The 20,636-nt window shown below is 70.6% G+C and carries 19 protein-coding genes; 7 read left to right on the forward strand and 12 right to left on the reverse strand.

Annotation, left to right across the window (positions count from 1 at the left end; translation table 11 throughout):
* Positions 1-58 precede the first annotated feature (58 nt).
* Together AS850_RS10160 and AS850_RS10165 are read left to right on the forward strand one after the other, a co-directional pair.
* Positions 59-721, forward strand: coding sequence for a Maf family protein (locus AS850_RS10160; protein WP_119869010.1), 663 nt, complete (start codon positions 59-61; stop codon positions 719-721).
* A 79-nt stretch (positions 722-800) separates the two neighbouring features.
* Complete coding sequence (locus AS850_RS10165; protein ID WP_119869011.1) at positions 801-2,561, forward strand: acetyl/propionyl/methylcrotonyl-CoA carboxylase subunit alpha; 1,761 nt, start codon at positions 801-803, stop codon at positions 2,559-2,561.
* Between the two features lie 241 nt (positions 2,562-2,802).
* Here the strand turns inward: AS850_RS10165 and AS850_RS10170 are convergent, their stop codons facing one another.
* Together AS850_RS10170 and AS850_RS10175 are read right to left on the reverse strand one after the other, a co-directional pair.
* A complete protein-coding gene (locus tag AS850_RS10170) occupies positions 2,803-3,666 on the reverse strand; it encodes a type IV toxin-antitoxin system AbiEi family antitoxin domain-containing protein (protein ID WP_119869012.1) in 864 nt (287 codons plus the stop codon).
* 104 nt (positions 3,667-3,770) lie between these two features.
* Positions 3,771-5,207 carry an NAD(P)H-quinone dehydrogenase gene (locus AS850_RS10175; protein WP_119869013.1) on the reverse strand — a complete coding sequence of 479 codons (1,437 nt, stop codon included), beginning with the start codon at positions 5,205-5,207 and terminating at the stop codon, positions 3,771-3,773.
* A 142-nt stretch (positions 5,208-5,349) separates the two neighbouring features.
* Between AS850_RS10175 and AS850_RS10180 the strand changes: the two genes are divergently transcribed.
* Positions 5,350-6,183 (forward strand): purine-nucleoside phosphorylase, encoded by an 834-nt coding sequence (locus AS850_RS10180; protein ID WP_119869014.1) that lies wholly within the window; start codon positions 5,350-5,352, stop codon positions 6,181-6,183.
* On the forward strand, positions 6,180-7,889 hold the full coding sequence (locus tag AS850_RS10185; protein WP_119869015.1) for a phospho-sugar mutase: 1,710 nt from the start codon (positions 6,180-6,182) through the stop codon (positions 7,887-7,889). Before AS850_RS10180 ends, AS850_RS10185 begins: the two co-directional genes overlap by 4 nt.
* A 132-nt stretch (positions 7,890-8,021) precedes the next feature.
* Here AS850_RS10185 and AS850_RS10190 read toward each other — a convergent pair whose 3' ends face one another.
* The 10 genes from AS850_RS10190 to AS850_RS10235 all read right to left on the reverse strand — a co-directional run bounded on the left by AS850_RS10190 (position 8,022) and on the right by AS850_RS10235 (position 18,294).
* Complete coding sequence (locus AS850_RS10190; RefSeq protein WP_119869016.1) at positions 8,022-8,294, reverse strand: PTS sugar transporter subunit IIB; 273 nt, start codon at positions 8,292-8,294, stop codon at positions 8,022-8,024.
* Entirely contained in the window at positions 8,291-8,737 is a 447-nt protein-coding gene (locus AS850_RS10195) for a PTS sugar transporter subunit IIA (protein WP_119869017.1), read from the reverse strand. The genes AS850_RS10190 and AS850_RS10195 overlap by 4 nt, the downstream gene beginning before the upstream one ends.
* A gap of 2 nt (positions 8,738-8,739) precedes the next feature.
* Positions 8,740-9,861: an adenosine deaminase gene (locus tag AS850_RS10200; protein WP_119869018.1), complete on the reverse strand. Its 1,122-nt coding sequence runs from the start codon at positions 9,859-9,861 to the stop codon at positions 8,740-8,742.
* A 100-nt stretch (positions 9,862-9,961) separates the two neighbouring features.
* Positions 9,962-11,257 (reverse strand): thymidine phosphorylase, encoded by a 1,296-nt coding sequence (locus AS850_RS10205; RefSeq protein ID WP_119869019.1) that lies wholly within the window; start codon positions 11,255-11,257, stop codon positions 9,962-9,964.
* Positions 11,254-11,688, reverse strand: coding sequence for a cytidine deaminase (locus AS850_RS10210; RefSeq protein WP_119869020.1), 435 nt, complete (start codon positions 11,686-11,688; stop codon positions 11,254-11,256). Before AS850_RS10210 ends, AS850_RS10205 begins: the two co-directional genes overlap by 4 nt.
* Positions 11,685-12,971, reverse strand: a complete 1,287-nt coding sequence (locus AS850_RS10215) for an ABC transporter permease (protein WP_442856886.1) — start codon at positions 12,969-12,971, stop codon at positions 11,685-11,687. Before AS850_RS10215 ends, AS850_RS10210 begins: the two co-directional genes overlap by 4 nt.
* Entirely contained in the window at positions 12,968-14,275 is a 1,308-nt protein-coding gene (locus AS850_RS10220) for an ABC transporter permease (RefSeq protein WP_119869021.1), read from the reverse strand. Before AS850_RS10220 ends, AS850_RS10215 begins: the two co-directional genes overlap by 4 nt.
* Positions 14,272-15,819, reverse strand: coding sequence for an ABC transporter ATP-binding protein (locus AS850_RS10225; protein WP_119869022.1), 1,548 nt, complete (start codon positions 15,817-15,819; stop codon positions 14,272-14,274). Before AS850_RS10225 ends, AS850_RS10220 begins: the two co-directional genes overlap by 4 nt.
* 77 nt (positions 15,820-15,896) lie before the next feature.
* Positions 15,897-16,979, reverse strand: coding sequence for a BMP family lipoprotein (locus tag AS850_RS10230; RefSeq protein ID WP_442856887.1), 1,083 nt, complete (start codon positions 16,977-16,979; stop codon positions 15,897-15,899).
* Positions 16,980-17,172: 193 nt separating this feature from the next.
* Positions 17,173-18,294: a mannose-1-phosphate guanylyltransferase gene (locus tag AS850_RS10235; RefSeq protein WP_119870258.1), complete on the reverse strand. Its 1,122-nt coding sequence runs from the start codon at positions 18,292-18,294 to the stop codon at positions 17,173-17,175.
* Positions 18,295-18,439: 145 nt separating this feature from the next.
* On the opposite strand from AS850_RS10235, the gene AS850_RS10240 reads away from it, so the two are divergent.
* The 3 genes from AS850_RS10240 (at position 18,440) to AS850_RS10250 (ending at position 20,608) form a co-directional block, all read left to right on the forward strand.
* Positions 18,440-19,597: a glycosyltransferase family 4 protein gene (locus AS850_RS10240; RefSeq protein WP_119869024.1), complete on the forward strand. Its 1,158-nt coding sequence runs from the start codon at positions 18,440-18,442 to the stop codon at positions 19,595-19,597.
* Positions 19,598-19,686: 89 nt separating this feature from the next.
* Entirely contained in the window at positions 19,687-20,139 is a 453-nt protein-coding gene (sdhC, locus tag AS850_RS10245) for a succinate dehydrogenase, cytochrome b556 subunit (RefSeq protein ID WP_119869025.1), read from the forward strand.
* 4 nt (positions 20,140-20,143) lie between these two features.
* Positions 20,144-20,608: a succinate dehydrogenase hydrophobic membrane anchor subunit gene (locus tag AS850_RS10250; RefSeq protein ID WP_119869026.1), complete on the forward strand. Its 465-nt coding sequence runs from the start codon at positions 20,144-20,146 to the stop codon at positions 20,606-20,608.
* The last annotated feature ends 28 nt before the right edge of the window (positions 20,609-20,636 follow it).

A 20,636-nucleotide genomic window follows, 5' to 3' on the forward strand; every position in this document is an offset into this window, starting at 1 on the left:
CCCGCGGCCGTTCGGCCGACGGGCGCCGCGTCCCCCGGCCGTCTGGCACGCTGGGGGCATGACCGAGCGCCTCTACCTCGCCAGCACCTCCCCCGCCCGGCTGTCGCTCCTGCGGGCCGCCGGCATCGAGCCCGTCCTCATCTCCCCCGGCGTCGACGAGGACGAAGCGGTCGCGCAGGAGTCGGCGCGTCTCGGCCGCGCCCTGGACGCCACCGAGACGGTCGCCCTCCTGGCCAGGGCCAAGGCCGAAGCGGTCGTGGGCAGCCTCGTCGACGGCCGACCGATCGACGGCTTCATTCTCGGCGGCGATTCGGCGTTCGAGATCGAGGGCGAGGTGCTGGGCAAGCCGCACACTCCCGACGTGGCGACCGCCCGCTGGGGACAGATGATCCGCCGGGGCTCGGGCACCCTGCACTCGGGTCACCACCTCATCGACCACCGCGGCGGTCGGCCCGGACGGGGAGCATCGGCGACCGCCAGCGCCGCCCTCGTCTTCGCCGACGACGTCACCGACGCGGAGGTCGCGGCCTACGTGGCGTCCGGCGAACCGCTGAAGGTGGCGGGCGCGTTCACGATCGACGGCCTGGCCGCGGCCTTCATCGAGAGCATCGAGGGGACGCCGAGCGCGGTCGTCGGCCTCTCCGTGCCGGTCCTCCGCCGACTGTTCCGCGAGCACTTCGGGATCGAGTGGCACGCCCTCTGGAACCGCCGCGGCTTGTGACCTTCCTCGCGGCGACGCGGCGAGTTTTTGTGCATGGCATCCAAAGGCGGTTCCCGTCGTACCCCTAGGCTTGGGATTTATGCCCCGAATTACCAAGGTGCTCATTGCCAACCGCGGAGAGATCGCCGTCCGGGTGATCCGGGCCGCTCGCGACAGCTCCATCGCGTCGGTCGCGGTGTACGCCGATCAGGACCGCGACGCCCTCCACGCCCGCCTCGCCGACGAGGCCTACGCGCTGGACGGCACCACGAGCGCCGACACGTACCTCGTGATCGACAAGATCCTGTCGATCGCCCGCCGCTCCGGCGCCGACGCCGTCCACCCCGGCTACGGCTTCCTCGCCGAGAACGCCGACTTCGCGCGCGCCGTCACCTCGGCGGGCCTCACCTGGATCGGACCGTCGCCCGACGCCATCGAGAAGCTCGGCGACAAGGTCTCCGCCCGGCACATCGCCGAGCGCGTGGGTGCGCCCCTCGCCCCCGGCACCCTGAACCCCGTGGCGGGAGCCGACGAGGTCCTCGACTTCGTCGACACCCACGGCCTCCCCGTCGCCATCAAGGCGGCCTTCGGCGGCGGCGGCCGAGGCCTCAAGGTCGCCCGCACCCGCGAGGAGGTCCCGGAACTGTTCGACTCCGCCACCCGCGAGGCCATCGCCGCCTTCGGCCGGGGGGAGTGCTTCGTCGAGAAGTACCTCGACAAACCGCGCCACGTCGAGACCCAGTGCCTCGCCGACGAGCACGGCAACGTCGTCGTCGTCTCCACCCGCGACTGCTCGCTCCAGCGCCGCCACCAGAAGCTCGTCGAGGAGGCGCCCGCCCCCTTCCTCACCGACGAGCAGACGACCAAGCTCTACGAGGCCTCGAAGGCGATCCTGCGCGAGGTCGGCTACGTCGGTGCCGGAACGTGCGAGTTCCTCATCGGCCAGGACGGCACCGTGTCCTTCCTCGAGGTCAACACGCGCCTCCAGGTCGAGCACCCCGTCTCCGAGGAGGTCACCGGCATCGACCTCGTCCGCGAGCAGTTCCGCCTCGCCGAGGGCGGCGTCCTCGACTACGACGACCCGACGCCCACCGCGCACTCCTTCGAGTTCCGCATCAACGGCGAGGACGCCGGTCGCGGCTTCATGCCCGCGCCCGGCCCGATCCACGTCTTCAAGGCGCCCGGCGGCCCCGGCATCCGGGTCGACTCCGGGGTCCAGGCGGGCGACGAGATCAGCGGCTCCTTCGACTCGCTCCTGGCGAAGCTGATCGTCACCGGCGCCACCCGCGAGGACGCCCTCGAGCGCTCGCGCCGGGCCCTCGCCGAGTTCGAGGTCGCCGGCCTCCCCACCGTGCTCCCGTTCCACCGCGCGATCGTCGACGACCCGGCCTTCGCGCCCGAGGGCGGCGAGCCGTTCTCGATCTTCACCCGCTGGATCGAGACCGAGTTCGACAACCGCATCGAGCCCTGGAGCGGCGAGGCCGAGAGCCCCCGCGCGGCTCCGGCCCGCAACACCGTCGTCGTGGAGGTCAGCGGCAAGCGGATCGAGGTGACGCTGCCGTCGTCGCTCGGCGCGCGCGCGGCCGCCCCCGTCGCTCCGCCCCGGCGCCGTTCCTCCGGTCGGGCGACCGCCGCCGTCGCCACGGGGAACGCCGTGAAGGCTCCCATGCAGGCGACCGTCGTGAAGCTCGCCGTGGAGGAGGGGCAGCACGTCGTGAAGGGCGATCTCGTCCTGGTGCTCGAGGCCATGAAGATGGAGCAGCCGGTCGCGGCCCATCGCGACGGCACCGTCTCGGGGATCGACGCCGCCGTCGGCAGCACCGTCTCGTCGGGCCACGTGCTCCTCACCATCGAGGACTGACGCCCGCGGCCGGCGGGCGCCCTTCATGGGCGCCGGCCCGTCGGCACACGCGCCCGCGCCGGTGGGCTCCCTCGCGTCCGCGCCGGTGGGCTCCCTCGCGTCCGCGCCGAAGCACGAACGCTTCAGCAGGACGACACTCCTCCACCGCAGGAACCTGTGCCCGCGACGGACGATTCAGCAGGAGAAGAGCCGACTTCGGCTGATATTGCAGGAGCCGTCGGAGAAAACTCCTGCTCAAGCATCAGCTCGGGCCGAGCCCTGCCGTCGCGATTCCCGCCAGAATCATCCGCTCGACCCACGGCCACTGGTCGCAGACCTGAAGGGCCGTGAATCTCAGCGGAACGAACCCCCGAACGCGAGCCTCGGAGTCGCGGCGACGATCGTCGGCGAACCGCTCCGGGCTGGAGTGGAACCGATAACCGTCGAGCTCGATGATCACGCGCGTACCGACCACGCGGAGGTCGACGAGGCCGACACCGTCGATCCTGCTCTGCATCTCCATCTGGAGTCCGCAGCCTTCCAGCCGCTGCCGCGCGATCGATTCGACGCCCGAGGCGGCCCCGACCCGGGCCCGCAGCACGATGTCGTGCCTGTGCGGATCGTGTTGCAGCCTCTCGAGGAGCGAGCGGCGATCGACGATGCGGGCGGTCAATGCCGTCTCCACGACCGCCACGCCGGTCGCGCGATCGTGCCAGCGGAGAACCTGCAGGATGCAGCGCTGGGCGCTCACTCTCCAGCACCATCTGGTCTCGCTCGGATCGTCGTTCCACCGCACCAGATCGGGGGCGTCCCGACTCGCTCCCCGCGACACGAGTGAGCGGCCCGAGGCGGAGCCGGGGAGCGAGATCACCAGCGAGTCGGACCAACCGCCCCACAACCCGAAGCTCCGAGCCGCACTCAGCTCGGCCAGTCGTCCACCGAGCCGGACGGCCCGAAGTCCGGCAGGATCGGCCGACGGCAGCGCGTAGACACCGCGACGTGGACGGAGCAGACGCCCACCGTCGACGAGCGCCTTCAATCGTTTCGAGGTTGCGCCCGCGTCGATCAGTTGTCGGTACGTCGCGAAACCGCCGCCGCGCCAGAGGACGCTCTGAAGGGGACCCATCCCGCCATCCTGACGAGGCGGCCGGCCTTGCGAGCTCCGTGAAAGTCGGCCCGGGGACAACCCGTTCGCGCACGGCACCTGTGGAGGAGAGGCAGCCGGAGGCGTCAGTTGACGATGTGCATCGCCCTCGCCGCGTCGGCGATCGAGCCGGAGAGGGACGGGTAGACCGTGAAGGCCCGAGCGACCTGGTCGACCGTGAGACGATGCTCGACCGCGAGGGCCAGGGGGAAGATCAGTTCGGACGCCTTGGGCGCCACGATGACGCCGCCGATGACCGTGCCGGAGCCGGTCCGGGCGAAGATCTTGACGAAGCCGTCGCGGATGCCCATCATCTTGGCTCGCGGATTGGCCGCGAGGGGCAGCTTGTAGATCTCGCCCTGGGCCACGCCGTCCTCGATCTGCTTCTGGGTCCAGCCGACGGTGGCGATCTCGGGCTGGGTGAAGATGTTCGACGTGACGTTCCGGAGCTCGATCGGCGTGACGGCGTCGCCCATGGAGTGGAAGACCGCGGTGCGCCCCTGCATGGAGGCGACCGACGCGAGCGGCAGGAAATCGCTGCAGTCGCCGGCCGCGTAGACGGACGGCACCGAGGTGCGCGCAACGCGGTTCACGCGGATGTGCCCCGAGTCGGCCAGCTGGATCCCGGCCTCCTCCAGACCGATGCCGGAGGTGTTGGGGATGGAGCCGACGGCGAGGAGGCAGTGGCTCCCGTGGAGGAGACGACCGTCGGTGAGCGTGGCGACCACGCCGTCGTCGGTCCGCTCGACCGACTCGGCCCGCGACTTCGACAGGACCGTCATGCCGTTGCGGGTGAAGACGTCCTCGATGACGCGCGCGGCGTCGGCGTCCTCTCCCGGCAGCACCTGGTCGCGGCTGGAGACGAGCGTGACCTTCGAGCCGAGGGCAGTGTAGGCGCTGGCGAACTCCGCCCCGGTCACGCCCGAGCCGACCACGATGAGATGGTCGGGCACGGTCTTCAGCGTGTAGAGCTGGGTCCAGGTCAGGATGCGCTCGCCGTCGGGCCTCGCCGAGTCGAGTTCGCGCGGCCTCGCGCCGACGCTGACGACGACCGTGTCGGCCTCGATCTCGTCGAAGTCGGTGCTCCCGGTGCCGCCGCCGGTCGACACGACGATGCGCGATGGGCCGTCGAGTCGCCCGTGCCCCTGGACGATCCGCACGCCGGACCGGATGAGCTCGGCCTTCATGTCTTCGGACTGCTGCCGCGCGAGCCGCAGGAGCCGCTCGTTGACCGCCTGCAGGTTGACGGCCACCTGCGGCCGCACGGGCCGACCGTTCTCGCCGCGGGTGAAGAACTGGACGCCCAGGTCGGCGGCCTCGCCGATGGCGTTGCTCGCCTCCGCCGTCGCGATGAGCGTCTTCGACGGGACGACGTCGGTGATGACGGCGGAGCCGCCGACCCCGATCCGCTCCACGAGGGTGACGTCGGCGCCGAGCTGCGCGCCGCTCAGAGCGGCCTCGTAGCCGCCGGGACCCCCGCCGAGGATCGCCAGGCGCTGCTTCCGCTCGAACTCGTAGCTCATGGCTCCATTATCGGGGGAAGCGGCACGGGGACCGGACGCGGGATCGGCGCCTGTGGACAACTCGGACCCGACCGACGCTCGGTCCGGGACACCCTGTGGACAGATCCTGCAGCCCCTTCCGGTCGCCTCTAGAGTGGTTCGCATGCCTTCGACCCACACGAATCCCCTCGACGACCCCACGGCCGATCCCTTCGAGATCGCGCGCACCGCAGCCGCCGAGATCGCCGACGCGACGGGTGTCGCCTCCCACGACATCGCACTGACCCTGGGCAGCGGGTGGGCGAAGGCGGCCGACCTCCTCGGCGAGACCGTCGCCGAGATCCCCGCGACCGAGATCACCGGCTTCAGCGCCTCCGCGGTCGTCGGGCACACCGGCTCGCTGCGGAGCGTCCGCCTCCCCGACGGGCGACACGCCCTGGTCATCGGCGCCCGCACCCATTACTACGAGGGTCACGGCGTGCGCCGCGTGGTCCACAGCGTGCGCACGGCCGCCGCGACGGGTGCCCGCACCATGGTCCTGACGAACGGTGCCGGCGGCATCAAGGAGCACTGGAAGCCCGGCACGCCGGTCCTCATCAGCGACCACATCAACCTCACGGCCGACTCTCCTCTCGAGGGGGCGACCTTCATCGACCTCACCGACCTCTACTCGTCGCGCCTCCGCGACGTCGCGCGCTCGATCGACCCCTCCCTCGACGAGGGCGTCTACACGCAGTTCCGCGGCCCGCACTACGAGACGCCCGCCGAGGTGCAGATGGCGAAGGCCATCGGCGGTCACATCGTGGGCATGTCGACGAGCCTGGAGGCCATCGCGGCCCGCCAGGCGGGCATGGAGATCCTCGGCTTCTCGCTGATCACGAATCTCGCCGCGGGCATCCAGAAGACGCCGCTGAGCCACACCGAGGTCATCCAGGCCGGCAAAGACGCCGAACCCGTCATCAGCGACCTCCTCGCACGCGTGGTGAGGGCCCTGTGACGACCGTCTCCACCGGCGTCGTGTCCGCCGCCGAGGGCTGGCTCGCGCAGGATCCCGACCCCGAGACCCGAGACGAGCTCACCGCCCTCCTCGCGCGGGTCTCCGACGGCGACGCCGACTCCGCCGCCGAGCTCGCCGACCGATTCGCCTCACGCCTCCAGTTCGGCACCGCCGGGCTCCGGGGCGAGCTCGGAGCGGGCTCGAACCGGATGAACCGGGTCCTCGTGGCCCAGGCCGCCGCCGGTTTCGCCGCCTTCCTCGTCCGTCGCGAGGAGAAACCCAGCATCGTCATCGGGTACGACGGCCGCACGAATTCCGACGTGTTCGCCAGAGACACCGCCGAGATCATGGCCGCCGCGGGAGTCGCCGCGACCCTGCTCCCCCGCGCCCTGCCGACCCCGGTCCTCGCCTTCGCCGTCCGCCACCTCGACGCGAGCGCCGGCGTCATGGTGACGGCGAGCCACAACCCGCCGCGCGACAACGGCTACAAGGTCTACCTGGGCGGCGCCGACCACGGCTCCCAGATCGTCAGTCCCACCGACGGCGAGATCGCCGAGGAGATCGAGCGCGTCGCCGCCACCACCTCCGTACTCGACCTCTCCCGCTCCGACGACTACGCCACCGCGGGCGACGACCTCGTCATGGACTACGTCCGGCTCACGGCGGCCGTCGCCGGCACACCGGCCGGCCGCGAGAAGCAGCCGCGCGTCGTCTACACGGCTCTGCACGGGGTCGGCTGGGAGGTCGCTCGCCGCGTCTTCGCGACGGCCGGCTTCACCGAGCCGATCCCGGTCGCCGAGCAGGCGGCCCCCGACGCGGCCTTCCCGACCGTCGCCTTCCCCAATCCGGAGGAGCCCGGGGCGATGGACCTCTCCTTCGAGACGGCGACGCGCGTCGGTGCCGACCTCATCCTGGCCAACGACCCCGACGCCGATCGGCTCGCCGTCGCCATCCCGGGTGCCGGCGGCGCGGCCGACCCGGCGTGGCGTCAGCTCACCGGCAACGAGGTGGGGGCGCTCCTCGGGTGGCGAGCCGCCGAGCGGCTCACCGCTACTTCGACCACGGGGAGCCTCGCCGCCTCCATCGTCTCCTCGCCCGCACTCCGCGAGGTCGCTCGACAGTACGACCTCGACTACGTCGACACGCTCACCGGCTTCAAGTGGGTCTCCCGCGTCGACGGTCTGGCCTACGGTTACGAGGAGGCTCTCGGCTACCTCGTCGACCCCGCCAAGGTGCGCGACAAGGACGGCATCTCGGCGGCCGTCGACATGCTCGCGCTGGCGTCCGAGCTCGTCACCCAGGGCAGCTCGTTGGCCGAGCACCTGCGGGCCTTCGACGCGCGCTTCGGGGCGTTCGCCTCGTCCCAGGTCTCGCTCCGCGTCTCCGACCTGAGCGAGATCCCTCGCATCACCTCGGGCCTCCGCGCCTCCGTCCCGACCGAGATCGGCGTCCACCCGGTGGAGCGGCTCGACGACTTCGCGGAGGGTTTCGAGGGCTTTCCGCCGGGCGACATCCTGCGATTCTGGCTGTCCGGCGACGAGAGGCACGACGGGGCGAGAGTCATCGTCCGCCCGAGCGGGACCGAGCCGAAGCTCAAGGTCTACATCGACGCCTGGAGCACGACCGGAGACGCCGTGGCGCGTCGAGAAGCGGCGGACGCGGTCGTGGCCGACCTCGACGCGGGCGTGCGCGAGCTGCTGCGGTAGCGCGCCGGCGCGGCGCGCACCGGCGCGGCGCACACCGGCGCGGCGCGCAACGGCGCGGCGCGCAACGGCGCGCTACGCGATGGCACGTCGGCCGACCCCACGTCAGCGGATCGCACGCCCACCGACCGCACCTCAGCCGAGCGCGCGCTCCAGCTTCTCGGTCAGCTCCTGCTGGTCGAAGAAGTTCTCGATGACGATGACATCGGCGAACGTCGGCCCGATGGCGTCGACGAACTCCGCCGAGGTGAGGATGACCTGCGCGTCGTCGGCCACCGCCTTGACGCTCCCGATGTCGGCGGCGACGACCTCGGCCTCGATGTCGAGCTTCTGGAGCACCCGCTCGGCGTTGACCTTGAGGATGCCGCTCGAGCCGATCCCGGCCCCGCAGATGGTGACGATCTTCACGACGACACTCCCATCAGTCTCCGCACCTCGTCGGGCGTCGTGGCGGCTGCCAGAGCCCCGATCCTGCTGGAGTCGTTGAACACGTTGGCGATGTCGGCGATCGACTCGAGGTGACCCCCGACCGATTCGACGGCGAGGCCGAGGACGACGCTCACCGGGTCGTTGTGAGGGTGGCCGAACGGCACCGGGGTGGCGAGGGTGACGATCGCGAGGCCGGTGGAGAGCACCTGGTCGTCGGGGCGCGCGTGTGCCAGAGCGAGCCCGGGGGCGATCACGACGTAGGGACCGTGCTCGTCGATCATCCGGATCATCGCGTCGGAGTAGCCGACCTTGGCGGACCCGGACGCGACGAGGGCGTCGCCGACGAGGTGCACGGCGGCTCGCCAGTCGGGCGCCGTCGCACCGATGACGATGGCTTCGTCGGGGATCGCGGGGAGCACCATCGTCACGCCCTCTCGAAGCCGTCGACGATGCGGTCGGCCAGGATGTCGCGATCCTCGAGCGGGAGGAACGCGGAGGCCGCCGCACTGAGCTGGAAGCGCTCGAGGTCGGCCAGGTCGTAGTCGAAGGCCTGGGCGAGGAGCGCGAGCTCGCGGCTGAGGCTCGTCCCGCTCATGAGGCGGTTGTCGGTGTTCACGGTGACCCGGAAGCCGAGCTGGTAGAGCACGTCGAAGGGGTGGTCGTAGAGCTCGGTGCCCCACTGGGCGATGGCTCCGGTCTGGAGATTCGACGAGGGCGACAGCTCGAGGGCGACCTCGCGGTCACGGACCCAGGAGGCCACCGGGCCGAGGCCCACCGTGGTGTTGTCTCCGTCGCGCTCGAGGACGCTGACGTCCTCCGCGAGCCGGACACCGTGCCCGAGGCGGAGAGCCCGCCCGTCGAGCAGGGCTCCCTTGATGCTGTCGAGGCCGTCCGCTTCGCCGGCGTGGACCGTGACGGGGAAGAACTCGCGCGCGAGCAGGTCGAACGCCTCGGAGTGCGCCGCCGCGGGGAAGCCGTTCTCGGCTCCCGCCAGGTCGAACGCGACGACGCCCCGCTCGCGGTGGCGGAGGGCGAGTTCCGCGATCTCGAGCGAGCGCCCCTCCGTGCGGAGCGCGCTGAGGATCTGCCCGATGGTGATGACGTGGCCCCGCTCCGCCAGATCGGCGACCCCGTCGTCGAGCCCGGCCTGAACGGCCTCGACGGCCTGATCGATCGACAGGCCGGATCGGGTGTGCTGCTCGGGCGCCCAGCGGATCTCGCCGTGGATGACGCCGTCCGCCGCCAGGTCGAGGACGAACTCGTGAGCGATGCGGCGGAGACCCGACTCGGTCTGCATCACGCCGACGGTCAGATCGAAGGGCTCGAGGTACGACACGAGCGAGCCGGAGTCGCAGCGCGCCTCGATCCAGGCGGCGAGCGACGGGGCGTCCGCCGCGGGCAGGGCGAGTCCGACCTCGTCGGCCAGTTCGACCAGCGTCTCGGGCCGGACTCCGCCGTCGAGGTGGTCGTGCAGCGACACCTTCGGCAGGAGAGCGATGCTGGGCCCGCCGTTCGGTAGCCGATACTCCTGATCCGGTGCGCTCATGCCCCATAACCTACTAGGACCGAGCGACGGCAATCTGGATGCGAGCCTGACGTCGCCGCCGCGAACGGTGGAGGGTCGCTCCACGCCGCGGCGGCCCGCCTCAGGAGATCTTCTCGGCCACCAGCGGCGTCCGCGCAGGAGCCTCGTCACCGATGGTCCACGCCCCGCCGACGGCCTCGAGTGCCCTGTCGAAGCGCGCGGGCTCGTCGGTGTGCAGGGTGAACAGAGGCTGCCCGGCCACGACCCGGTCGCCCGGCTTGGCGTGCAGTTCGATGCCGGCGGCCGCCTGCACGGGGTCCTGCTTGCGGGCCCGGCCCGCGCCCAGCCGCCACGCGGCGATACCGAAGGGAAGGGCCTCCTGCCGGACGAGGTAGCCGGAGGACTCGGCGGTGACGACATGCGTCTCGCGGGCGGTCGGAAGGGGCGCGTCGGCGTCGCCGCCCTGCGCCTCGATCATCCGCCGCCAGGAGGCGAGGGCGCGTCCGTCGTCGAGGGCGGCCTCGACATCGGCGTCCGGCTGGCCGGCCAGCGTGAGCATCTCGCGCGCGAGGGCGACGGTGAGCTCTCGGATGTCGGCGGGGCCGCCGCCGGAGAGCGTCTCGATCGACTCCCGCACCTCGAGGGCGTTGCCGATCGTCAGGCCGAGCGGGACGCTCATGTCGGTGAGGAGGGCCGTCGTCGCGACGCCGGCGTCCTTGCCGAGGTCGACCATGGTCTGGGCGAGACGCCGCGACTCGTCGATGTCCTTGATGAAGGCGCCGGAGCCGAACTTCACGTCGAGCACGAGGGCGGCGGTCCCCTCCGCGATCTTCTTCGACATGATCGACGAGGCGATGAGCGGGATGCACTCCACCGTGCCGGTGATGTCGCGGAGCGCGTAGAGCTTGCCGTCGGCGGGCGCGAGGCCCGAGCCGGCCGCGCAGATGACCGCGCCGACCTCGCTCAGGATCTCGTGCATCCTGCTGTTCGAGAGGGAGGCCTGCCAGCCGGGGATCGACTCGAGCTTGTCGAGGGTGCCGCCGGTGTGGCCGAGCCCCCGACCCGAGAGCTGGGGCACGGCGACGCCGAACGACGCGACGAGCGGGGCGAGCGGGAGGGTGATCTTGTCGCCCACTCCCCCGGTCGAGTGCTTGTCGACGGTCGTCTTGCCGAGGGTGGAGAACGACATCGTCTCGCCGGAGGCGATCATCGCGAGGGTGAGGTCGCGGATCTCCCGACGCTCCATCCCGTTCAGGAAGATCGCCATCGTGAGGGCGGCCATCTGCTCGTCGCCGACGTAGCCGCGGGTGTAGGCGTCGATCAGCCAGTCGATCTCGACGGTCGAGAGGGACCCCTTCGAGCGCTTCGTGCGGATCAGGTCGACGGTGTCGAAGGGCTCGACGGCGGTGGTGCTCATGACTCTCCTGGAACGTTCTGCGACGCCCGGTAGGCGTCGAGCTGACGGGGCCCGAACGCGTCCGGGATCACCTCGTCGATGGTCTTGAAGCCCGAGACGGTCTCGAGCAGCATGCCCTCGGCCGAGTGCTCGTAGAGCAGCTGCCGGCAGCGACCGCAGGGCATGAGGGTGTCGCCGTTGCCGTCGACGCAGACGAAGGCGACGAGGCGGCCGCCCCCGCCCATGACGAGGTCGGACACGAGCGAGCACTCGGCGCAGAGCGTGAGGCCGTAGGAGGCGTTCTCGACGTTGCAGCCGGAGACGATCCGCCCGTCGTCCGTGAAGGCGGCGGCTCCCACGGGGAACGTCGAGTAGGGGACGTACGCCCGCTCCATGGCGTTCCGGGCGGTCGCGCGGAGGAGGGTCCAGTCGACGTCGGCGGCCCGCGTCATTTGACGTACGGCTTCCCCGAGGCGGCGGGCCCCCTCGACTGGCCCACGAGGCCCGCGACCGCGAGGATCGTGACGACGTACGGCAGCATCAGCATGAACTCGCTCGGCACGGGTGAACCGACGACGCTGAGCACGTTCTGCAGGTTGCTCGCGAAGCCGAACAGGAGGGCGGCGAGGGTGGCCCGGATGGGGTCCCAGCGCCCGAAGATGACGGCGGCGAGGGCGATGTAGCCGGCTCCGGCCGTCATCGTCTTCTGGAACTCGCCGAGGTCGCCGAGCGTGAAGAAGGCCCCTCCCAGCCCCGCGATGGCGCCGGCCAGGGAGACGTTCCAGAACCGGGTCGCGTTGACCCGGATACCGACCGTGTCGGCGGCCTGGGGGTGCTCTCCGACGGCGCGGAGGCGGAGACCCCAGCGCGTCTTGAAGAGGCCGATGAACACCGCCGCGATGGCGACGTACATCAGGTAGACGACGACGTTCTGCTGGAACAGCAGGGGTCCGATCAGCGGGATGCGGCTCAGCAGCGGGATGTCGAAGGTCGAGAAGCGCAGGCCCTTGTTGAGGTCGGGCGAGTTGGTGAGCACCTCCGAGTAGAGGAAGCTCGTCAGGCCCGTGACGAGCACGTTGAGGACGACGCCCACGATGACCTGGTCGACGAGATACCGGATGCTGAAGGCGGCCAGGACCATCGAGACGAGGGCCCCGGCGATCATGGCGCTGAGGAGCCCCACCCAGAGCGACCCGGTGACGCTCGCGACGACCGCGGAGACGAACGCCCCGCCGAGGAGCTGCCCCTCGATGGCGACGTTGACCACGCCGACCCGCTCGGAGATCACGCCGCCGAGCGCGCCGAAGATCAGCGGGGTGCTGAGCCCGAGAGAGCCGACCAGGAGGCCCGGCACGAGGATCGAGTTGTTCGCCCCCGCCCACGCCAGGAAGCCGACGAGGAAGAGGACCCCGAAGAGGGCGATGAGCCAGATCGGCACGCGACGGTACTGCGAGACGAGGAGCGCCGCGACGATCGTGATGACCGCGAGCACGAGGGTCACGACGACCCCGGTGGCGGCCGTCGGGAGGACGGCGTTCGGCAGCGTGAGGAAGTCGGTCGGCGTCGACAGTCGGAACGTCGACTTCCCGCTGCGACCGGCGACGACGAACAGCAGGAGCGCAATCACCGTGAAGATGCCGAGCGCGATGGGGGCCTTGAAGGAGCGCGAACGCGCCGTGGCCAGGCCGGGGGTCTCGGCGGCCGGGACGGCCACGTCGGGGGTCAGCGTGCTCACTTGGTCACCACCGCGGTCTTGGAGGAGGCGCGGCGGACCCTGCGGACCCCGGCCCCCGGTGTCTGGATGCGGAAGATGGTCCGCACGAGAGGCGGCGCCGCCACGAACAGGACGATCAGCGACTGCACGACGAGGACGATGTCGATCGGGACCCCGTTGGCCGCCTGCATGGCGTAACCGCCGGCCTTGAGCGCACCGAAGAGGATGCCGGCGCCGAAGACGCCCCAGGGCCGCGAGCGTCCGAGGAGCGCGACCGTGATCGCGTCGAACCCGATGCCGGCGTCGATGCCCGACGAGAACCCGGTGGTCAGCGTGCCGAGCACCTGGGTCGCCCCGGCGATGCCGACGAGCGCGCCCGAGATGACCATCGCGTAGACGTAGACGTTCTTGACGTTGATGCCGGCGGTCCGGGCCGCGTGCGGGTTCTCGCCGACGGCGCGGAACCGGAAGCCGAGGCTCGACCGGTTGAGGAGCCACGAGCAGAAGATCGTCGCCGCGATGACGAGGAGGAACCCGATGTTGAGGTTGAACGTCGGCCCGAGCAGCTTCGGCAGCGTGGCCGACGGCAGCGTCGCGGGCGACTGCGGGTTCGAGGAGCCGGGGGCCTGCAGGAGCCCCGGGGTGCGGAGCATGAACGAGAGCAGGTAGAGCGCCACGTAGTTGAGCATGATCGTGAGGATCACCTCGTGGGCACCGGTGCGCGCCTTCAGGAAGCCGACGAGGAAACCCCACGCCGCGCCTCCTGCGATTCCCGCGAGGACGGCGAGCGGCAGGTGGACGGCGAGCGGCAGCTGGAACGAGAATCCGACCCAGCCGGCGAAGGCCGCGCCGATCAGGATCTGGCCCTGGCCGCCGATGTTGAACATGCCGGCGCGGAACGACATCGCGACGCCGAGGCCCGCGACGATGAGCGGCATGGCGTAGTTGAGCGTCTCGGTCAGCGGCCGGATCGCCCCGGCGAAGTCGGTCGCCTGGAAGTTGACGATCGCGCCCTGGAAGATCGACGAGTAGGCGAGCGAGACGGACTTCCACGCGGCGCTCAGGAGGTCGCTCGGGCGCGCGAAGAAGTAGCCGGCCGTCGACTGCACGGTCGGGTCGGTCGCCGCGATCAGGATGCCGCTCAGGACGAGGGCGAGCACGACGGCGAGCACCGACACCATGGCGTTGCTCGAGACGATCTCGCGCAGGATGCCCGAGGTCCGATCTCCGCGTGACTCGCCGCCCGCGGGTGGCCCGCTCGGCGGCACGGCCTGAGTCGTCGGCGCGGCGGCGTCCTGCGCCGCCTGCGTGGTCGAGTCGCTCATGCGACCTGCTCCGTTCCCTGGGGGGTGGTGGGGGCGCCCTGCTCGGCCGGGAGTTCGCCGGCCATCATGAGGCCGAGGACGTCGCGGGGGGTGTCCGCGGGGACGATTCCGATGATGGAGCCGCGGTACATGACCGCGATCCGGTCGGCGAGGGCCGTGACCTCGTCGAGCTCGGTGGACACGACGATGACGGGGACGCCGGCGTCGCGGGTCTCGACGATCCGCTTGTGCACGAACTCGATCGACCCGACGTCGATGCCGCGGGTGGGCTGCGCCGCCACGAAGAGGCGGAGGTCGCGGGAGAGCTCGCGGGCGAGGACGACCTTCTGCTGGTTGCCGCCGGAGAGACGACCGACGGCGGTGGTGATGCCCTGGCTCCGGATGTCGAACTCCTTGATCTTGTCCGTCGCGAACTGGGCGAGCTCGGTGAGGCGCAGCCAGCCGCGCTTCACGAAGGGGCCGCTCTGCGACCGGTCGAGCATGAGGTTCTCGGCGACGGTGAACTCGCCGACGAGGCCGTCCTCGGTGCGGTCTTCCGGGACGAAGCCGACGCCCGAGTCGAGGACGCGTCGGACGCTCAGGCCGCGGAGCTGCCGGCCGTCGAGCGTGATCGAACCCTCGACCCGATCCTGCAGACCGAGGATCGCCTCGGTGAGCTCCGTCTGGCCGTTGCCCTGGACGCCCGCGATGGCGAGGATCTCGCCGCGGCGGACCTCGAACGAGACGTCGTCGACGACGACCTGGCCGATCGGGTCGATGACGCGCAGCCCGTCGACGACGAGAGCCGTGTCGCCGACCTTCGCGGGCTCCTTCTGGACGGTCAGCTCGACCGAGCGCCCGACCATGAGCGACGCCAGCTCGGCGTTGGACGCGGTCGGCGAGGCCTCGCCGACGACCTTCCCGAGGCGGATGACGGTGATGCGGGTCGCGACCTCGCGGACCTCGCGGAGCTTGTGCGTGATGAAGACGATCGCGGTGCCGGCGTCGCGCAGCTGGCGCATGATCGCCATCAGTTCGTCGGTCTCCTGCGGGGTGAGCACGGCGGTGGGCTCGTCGAAGACCAGCACCTTCGCGTCGCGGGAGAGGGCCTTGACGATCTCGACGCGCTGCTGCACGCCGACCGGGAGCTCCTCGACGATGGCGTCGGGATCGATGTCGAAGCCGAACCGCTGGGAGATGTCGCGCACCTTCGCGCGGGCTCCGGCCAGGTCGAGGCGCCCGCCGAACGAGGTCTCCTCGTTGCCGAGCATGACGTTCTCCGCGACGGTGAAGACGGGGACGAGCATGAAGTGCTGGTGCACCATGCCGATGCCGGCGTTCATTGCGTCGCCGGGACCCTGGAAGTGCTGGACGACGTCGTCGAGCAGGATCTCCCCCTCCTCGGCCTGGTAGAGGCCGTAGAGGACGTTCATGAGAGTGGACTTGCCGGCGCCGTTCTCACCCAGGAGGGCGTGGATCTCGCCAGGCTCGACGGTGAGGCTGATGTGATCGTTGGCGGTGAGTGCGCCGAAGCGTTTGGTGATGCCCTGGAGTTCGAGCTTCATCGGGAGAATCTCCTTCGGGGTGGGACAGGCGTGAAGGCCCGGAACGACGTTAGCCGTTCCGGGCCTTCCGCAGGGACCTACTTGGTCAGCGACGCCGGCGACTCGACCTTGATCGAACCGTCGATGATGCCGGCCTTGATCGTGTCGAGCTCACCGGGGAGGCTCGACGCGATCTTGCTCTCGTAGTCGTGGAACGGGGCGAGGCCGACGCCGTCGTTCTTGAGGGTCCCGACGTAGGGCGTGTTGGTGAAGCTGCCCTTGGCGGCGTCCTCCACGACGGCCTTGGTGGCGGGGGCGATGCCCTTCTCGACGCTGGTCAGGAAGAGGGACGCGTTCGCCGGGTCGGTCTCGTAGGTGTCGGAGTCGACACCGACGAGGACGATGCCCTTGTCGGCGTCCTTGATCGCCTGCGCGGCGCTCTGGTAGATCGGTCCGCCGACGGGCATGATGACGTCCGCGTTCTGGTCGATCAGGGTCTGAGCGGACTGCTTCGCCGCGGTTCCGGCGTCGAAGCCGCCGGTGAAGACGCCCTTCTGGCTCGAGACGTCCCAGCCGACGACCTTGACGTCCTTCTTCTTCTGCTCGTTGTAGTACTTGACGCCGTCCGCGAAGCCGTCCATGAAGATGGTGACGGTCGGGATCTGCGCGCCGCCGAAGGTGCCGACGACGCCGGTCTTCGAGTAGCTCGCCGCGGCGTAGCCGCCGAGGAACGCGGCCTCGGAGGTGTTGAACGTGATCGGGCGCACGTTGTCGGCGGTCGTCGACGCGTCGTCGATCGTCGCGAAGTCGACGTTCGGGTTCGCCTTGGCGGCGGCCTTGGTCGCGTCGGCCAGGAGGAAGCCGACCGTGATGATCAGGTTGCACTTCTGGTTGACGAGGCTCGAGATGTTCGAGGCGTAGACCGTCTGGTCGGCCGACTCGACCTTCTTCGGGGTGGCGCCGAGGTCTTTCGCGGCCTCGTTGAGGCCGTCGAGGCCGAGCTGGTTGAACGACTTGTCGTCGAACCCGCCCGCGTCGGAGACCATGCACGGGACGTAGCTGGACTTGGCCGTGGTGGCGGAGCTGCTCGGCGTCGGTGCCGAGCCGCAACCGGCCAGGAGTGCGGTGGCGGCGACCATTGCGAGACCGCTCGCGACGACCTTCCCTGCAGAGATAGTCAAAGTGTCCTCCAAGAACGAGCCCGGTCGAGCACCGGGCGATATGGCTGACAGGTTACCCAAAGTTACGAGGCGTATTGACCACCGCGGGCGCGCGCGCGAGAAGCGTTATCCCGTTGAGACCCGAGCGAAACGGCGACGTAATGCGCGATCTGCTAGGGCGGCGGACGCAGGAGCCGGCGCCCGCCGCCGCACGTCAGAGGACGTCGTTGCGCCCGGAGAGCTTGAGGGCGTCGACGACCGACTTCACCCGCTGGGCGTTCGCGCTGGTGGTGACCAGGAGGGCGTCCGGGGTGTCGACGACGACGATGTCGGTCACGCCGATGAGCGAGATGAGGCGGTCGCCCTGGCTCACCACGATGCCCGACGAGGAGTCCGCGAGGACGCGGGCGTTCTCGCCGAGGATGGCGAGGTCGGACGCGCGCCCCTTCGAGTGCAGCTTCGCGATGGAGGCGAAGTCGCCCACGTCGTCCCAGTCGAAGTCGCCGGGGACGACCGCGAGTCGACCCTGTGCCGCGGCCGGCTCGGCCACCGTGTAGTCGATGGCGATCTTCTCGAGGTTCGGCCAGATGCGGTCGACGACGGCTCCGCGCGCCGGGGTGTCCCAGGCGTCGGCGAGCTCGAGGATGCCCTTCAGCAGCTCCGGGCGGGTCTCGCCGAGCTGCTCCAGGAGCCGGTCGGCGCGCGAGATGAACATCCCGCCGTTCCAGAGGTAGTTGCCGTCGCGGAGGTAGGCCTCTGCGGTCTCGAGCTCCGGCTTCTCGACGAACGACGTCACGGCCTTCGCGTGCGGGGCGCCCTCGATGGCGAGATCGTCGCCCGTGTGGATGTAGCCGAAGCCGATGGCCGGCTCCGTCGGCGTGATGCCGATCGTCGCGATGTAGCCGGCGTCGGCGGCCGCGATCGCCTCGTGGACGGCGCGGACGAACGACCGCTGGTCGGCGATGACGTGGTCGGCGGCGAAGGAGCCGATGATGACATCGGGCTCGCGCTTGACCAGGATGGCCGCGGCGAGGCCGATGGCCGCCGTGGAGTCTTTCGGCTCGCTCTCGAGGACGACGTTGTGGTCCTCCAGGGCGGGGAGCTGGGCCTCGACGGCGGCGCGGTGCGACCGGCCGGTGACCACCATGATGCGCTGCTCGCCGTTGATGGGCGCGAGGCGGTCCCACGTGCCGCGGAGGAGGGTCGAGCCGCTGCCGGTGAGGTCGTGGAGGAACTTGGGGGCGTCGGCGCGGCTGAGCGGCCACAGCCGGGATCCGATGCCGCCGGCCGGGATGATGCTGTAGAACCGGTCGAGGCTCTCTCGTGCTGTCGTCATGCCGCCCACCCTAGCGGCCGATCCGCGGGGTTCCCGGGGCCCCACGCCCGCTGCCTCCGGCCGCCGCCACCGCTCATTCACGCGGCCGACACCCCCGCGCCACGCCCGCGGCCTACGGTGCCCCCACGACGATCGAGGGGATCCGATGCGAGTAGCCATCGTGACCGAGAGCTTCCTACCGACTCTGAACGGGGTCACGACGAGCGTCTGTCGCATCCTGGAGCACCTGCGCGAGCGGGGCCACGACGCGATGGTGATCGCCCCCGACGGCCGCGGCCCCACGACCTTCGCGGGATTCCCGGTGCACCGGATGCCCTCCGTGGCCTACCGGCAGTTCCCGGTCGGGATCCCCGGCCCGCAGCTCGCCGGTCTCCTCGCCGGATTCGCGCCGGACGTCGTCCACGCGGCCTCCCCGTTCATCCTCGGCGCGCAGGCCGTGACGGCCGCGAATCGGATCGGGGTGCCGAGCGTCGCCGTCTTCCAGACGGACATGGCGAAGTACGCGGGCCGCAACGGATTCGGCCCGGCGACCTCGGCGCTGGCGTGGAAGGTGATCCGCTGGATCCACTCCGGCGCCGCTCTCACGCTCGTGCCGTCGGAGGCGTCGCGGCTCGACCTCGAGCGGCAGGGCATCGAGCGCCTGGCGCTGTGGGGTCGCGGCGTCGACTCGGTGCTGTACCACCCCAACCGGCGGCAGGACCCCGCCACGGGCATCCTGCGGTCCCGCCTCGCCCCGGCGGGAGAGGTGCTCGTCGGCTACGTCGGGCGGCTCGCGCCGGAGAAGGAGCTGCACCGGCTCGCGGCGCTCCGCAGGATCCGGAACATGCGGCTCGTCCTCGTCGGCGACGGCCCCGCGCGCGCCACGCTCGGCAGGAAGCTGGCGCACCTCGATCCCGTCTTCCTCGGCTCGCTCCGCGGCGAGGAGCTCGCGACCGCCTACGCCGCCCTCGACGTCTTCGTCCACGCGAGCACGACCGAGACCTTCGGCCAGACCCTGCAGGAGGCGCACGCGGCGGGGCTCCCGGTCGTCGCCCCCGCCGCGGGAGGCCCTCTCGACCTGGTCCGCCACGGCGTCGACGGTCTCCTCGTCGACCCGCACCACGACCACTCCCTGCGCCGAGCGGTGCTCGGCCTGGTCGAGGACCCGCTCCAGCGCGCCCGGTTCGGCGAGGCCGGAAGGAGGGCCGTCGTCGGCCGGACCTGGACCGCCCTCGGGGACGAGCTGATCGGCCACTACGCCGCCGTGATCGCGGCGAAGGAACCCACCCGCCGGGCCCTCGACGATCTCTCGCCGTCGAGATAGTTAGGTTTGCCTTCGCGGCGACCGTCACAGGCGTTGCCTAGGATGATGATGTTCTACGAACACTCCCGATCCGCTTTGGAGGGTTGCTCATGGCCGAGCAGACAACGGGGGTACTCAGCGGCTCGTCGCCGCAGGGCTCCCCATCAGCATCGATCCCCGAGCCCCGCGCCGGGCGCTTTCAGGGAACCCTCTACCGGGGCCGCGAGGGCATGTGGTCGTGGGTCCTCCACCGCATCACCGGGGTCTCGATCTACTTCTTCCTCCTGGTGCACATCCTCGACACGGCTCTCGTCCGCGTCAGCCCCCAGGCGTACAACGCGGTGATCGGCACGTACAAGCACCCGATCATGGGTCTCGGCGAGACGGCTCTGGTCGCGGCGATCGGCTTCCACGCCCTCAACGGGCTGCGGATCATCCTGATCGACTTCCTGCCCAACGGCACGAAGTACCAGAAGCTCCTCTTCTGGATCGTCATCGCCCTGTGGATCGTGCTGCTCATCGGCTTCGTCCCCCGCCAGCTCATGAACGTCTTCTCGGAGTAAGCGCATGGCCATCGACACCTCAGCACCCTCGACGATCGAGGCCCCGCGGTCCAAGCGACCCGCCACACGCTCCACGAACTGGGAGAAGTGGGGCTGGATCTACATGCGCGGCAGCGGCGTCCTGCTCGTCGTGCTCATCTTCGCGCACCTCTTCACCAACCTCATCGCCGGCCAGGGCGGCGTCAAGGCCATCGACTTCGCCTTCGTCGGCGGGAAGTGGTCGAACCCCTTCTGGCAGATCTGGGACACCCTCCTCCTCTGGCTCGCTCTCATCCACGGCTCCAACGGGATGCGCACGATCGTCAACGACTACGTCGCCAACCAGACCCTGCGCAAGGTCATGCTCGTCGCGCTCCTGGTGTCGAGCGTCGTCCTCATCCTCCTCGGAACGCTCGTGATCTACACGTTCTCGCCCTGCCCCGCCGGCGCCCTGCCCTCCGACCTGCCGTCGTTCTGCCCCGCGCAGTAGCGAGCCCCGGGCGATAGCGCCCACCGCA

It is taken from the genome of Frondihabitans sp. 762G35 (assembly GCF_002074055.1).
Lineage (GTDB): Bacteria > Actinomycetota > Actinomycetes > Actinomycetales > Microbacteriaceae > Frondihabitans.